This is a genomic window from Mesorhizobium sp. M4A.F.Ca.ET.050.02.1.1 (genome assembly GCF_003997725.1).
Classification (GTDB): Bacteria; Pseudomonadota; Alphaproteobacteria; order Rhizobiales; family Rhizobiaceae; genus Mesorhizobium.
In genome coordinates this window covers 1-2,661 of record NZ_RZSG01000801.1, presented here as the reverse complement: position 1 = coordinate 2,661, position 2,661 = coordinate 1, and the positions used below count along the sequence as shown (strand labels likewise).

The window sequence follows — 2,661 nt, the reverse complement described above, 5'->3', positions numbered from 1 at the left end:
GTCATCGGCGGCGATATCGTTGACGGCAAGGCCGGAGCGCGCGTCGACCAGCCGGGCGCCCGACGTGCTGACCGTGCCGCCGATGACCGGCGAAGTCGCCGGGCCGCGCACCTGGACATTGACGTTGGCGGTGCCGCTCAGCGACAGGCCTTGCGCGGCGAGCTTGGCGGCAAGGAAGGAGAACGGCACCTTGCCGGAGAAGTCGAGCACCAGCGCCGGCGTTCCCGCCGTCGTCACCGAGCCGCCGCCCTTCAGGCCGAGCCCTGCGCCGTCGCTGATGTCGGCGTCAAAGGTGAGTTTCTTGCCGGCGAACGTTCCCGACGAGGAAATGTTCATGCCGCCGAGGCCGGCGCTGCGCGTCTGCGCGGTCTGCACGCCGCCGGCGTCGATCTTGAAGGCAACCGACGGATTGGCCGGCGCGCCCGTCACCTTGACCGTACCGGAGATGGAACCTGCAGCATCGAGGCCGCGCGAAAAACTGTTGGCGAGCGAAGCCGGCACCTTGGCCAGCGCGGCATTGATATCGAGCGCCTGTCCGACCTTGCCGGTCACCGTCGCGGTGCCGCCGCCGAGATTGAGCACCAGCCTGTCCAGGCTCGTCGTGCCGTTGGCGATACTGACCGTCGAGGCCTGCGCGATCGCCGCCTTGATGCCTTGCACGGTCGCCTGACCTGAGGTGAGTTCGATGGTCGTGGTGCCATTCGCCACCCTCACCCGCCCGGCGGCCTTGGCCGGAATGTCCTTGACGGTGGCGCCGCCGGAAAAGCCGGTCCAGTCGCCGTCGCGCTTCAGGTCGACATTGATGCCGCTGACCACGGTGCCGCCCGAAGTGACGCTGTCGGCGCGGACCTTGCCGGAGATCACCGGGGCGGCCAGGTAATTGGCGACCAGCGCGTCGATGGCGACGTTCCTGGCCGAGAGGTCGCCACGCGAAATCGCGGCCGTGGTCGCCTTGACGGTGACGTTGGGGCCGTTGGCCGTCTTGGTGAAGGCGATGGTGCCGCGCACGTCGCCTTCGGCCATTTCCAGCGCCAGCGCCGCCAGCGGGCCGATATCGGGCAGGTCGAGCGCGATGGTGCCGGCGGGCACGAAGGCCTCGTCAAGCGCGAGGTCGCCGGAGATCCGGTTCTTCCCGAGCGACAAGAGCAGCCCGTTGATCGCGCTCTTGCCATCGGTGGTCGCCAGCACCGCGCTGCCTTGCAGCGCCTGCCCGGCGACATTGCCGGTCAGTTGCACATTCGCCTCCGGATTGGCGGCATCGGCCTTGCCGGTGGCCGTCAGTTTAAGCCCGGTGATTTCGCGCGCCGCCACCGAAAGCCTGTCGCTGTTCACAGTCAACGACAGGTCAGGCGCCAGGCTTGGCCCTTGCGCGTTGAGCGCGAAGGCGATCGCGCCCTTGGCGTCCTTGGACAACAGCGAGATATCGGTCAGGGCGCCCTTGATGTCGGCGCTGAGCCTGTTGTCGGCAAGGCTTGCTTGCCCGTCGGCGGTCAGCGCGCCGGAGGCCAGGTTGACCGAACTGATCGTGACACCGCCATGGGCGTCGCGCTTCATCGCAGCGCTGAGCTGCGTGCGCTCGGCCAGCACGCCGCGCGCCGCCGCCGGCAAAGCCGCCGAGAGGGCGTCGACCTTGAGATTAAGGTCGATGGCGCCGTCGGCCAGCGAGACGCGGCCGTTGAAGGCGCTATCCAACGCCTCGCCCTGCACCGAGCCGCTGTCGATCGTGATCGCGTCCGCGGCGAGGCTGCCGGCGACCTTGGCGGTGATCTTGCCGGCGACCAGCGGCGCGATGGTTGGATTGTCGAGCCCGATCGTCTCCACCGTCACCGTGCCGGAAATCGGTCCGGTGCGGCTCTTCACGTCGAAGGCATCGGAATGCAGCGCTAGCGTGATGCCTTCCGACTTGGTGAAATTCGTCGCGATCGAAGGCAGCACGGCCGAGATGTCGAGCTTCGGCTGCGTGCCCTGCCCGGCCGCCTTCACCGACAGCGCCTGCAATTCAAGCTTGATCGGGCTTTCGGCGCTGCCGAACGACAGCGGCAGGCTTGGACCCGTCGAGACAAGGTCGAGGGCGAAATCACTGGCGCCGTTCGCATTGATGGTGCCGGAAGCCTTGCCGGAAATCTTCTCGCCCGAAAGCGTCGCCTGGTCCAGCACAATACCGCCCGCGGTGGTGAAGCTTCCCAAGGCATTGAGGCTGAGCGGCCCGAGGCCGGCCTGGCGGGTCTGGCTGGTTTCGGCGCCGGTCAATTTGGCATTGAAGCGGACGTCCGGATTTGCCGCCGGGCCGGTGACTTCGGCCGTGCCGTCGAGCGTGCCCGCGGCGTCGAGGCCGGGCGAGATATCGTTGGCAAGGGCGGCCGGCAGCGCCGAGACCGTGGCCGCGAGGTCGAGCGTCTGGCCGGCCTTGCCGGAGAGCGTCACCGAACCGCCGCCGAGATCGAGCACCAGCCTTTCGATGCTGGTCACGCCATTGGCGATAGAGAGGTTCGACGGCCCGGCGATCGCCGCCTTGATGCCGCGAACGGTGGCTTCGCCTGAGGCGATCTCGACACTGGTGGTGCCGTTCGCGATCCTGACCCGGCCGGCGGCGGTGGCCGGAATGCCGGCAATCGTGGCGCCGCCGCTGAAATTGGTCCAGTCGCCGTCGCGCTTCAGATC

At 68.2% G+C, this 2,661-nt stretch carries 1 pseudogene; it reads right to left on the bottom strand.

Annotated elements, in window-relative coordinates:
* Window positions 1–2,661, bottom strand: a pseudogene (locus EOA33_RS31340) (translocation/assembly module TamB); the annotation flags it as partial.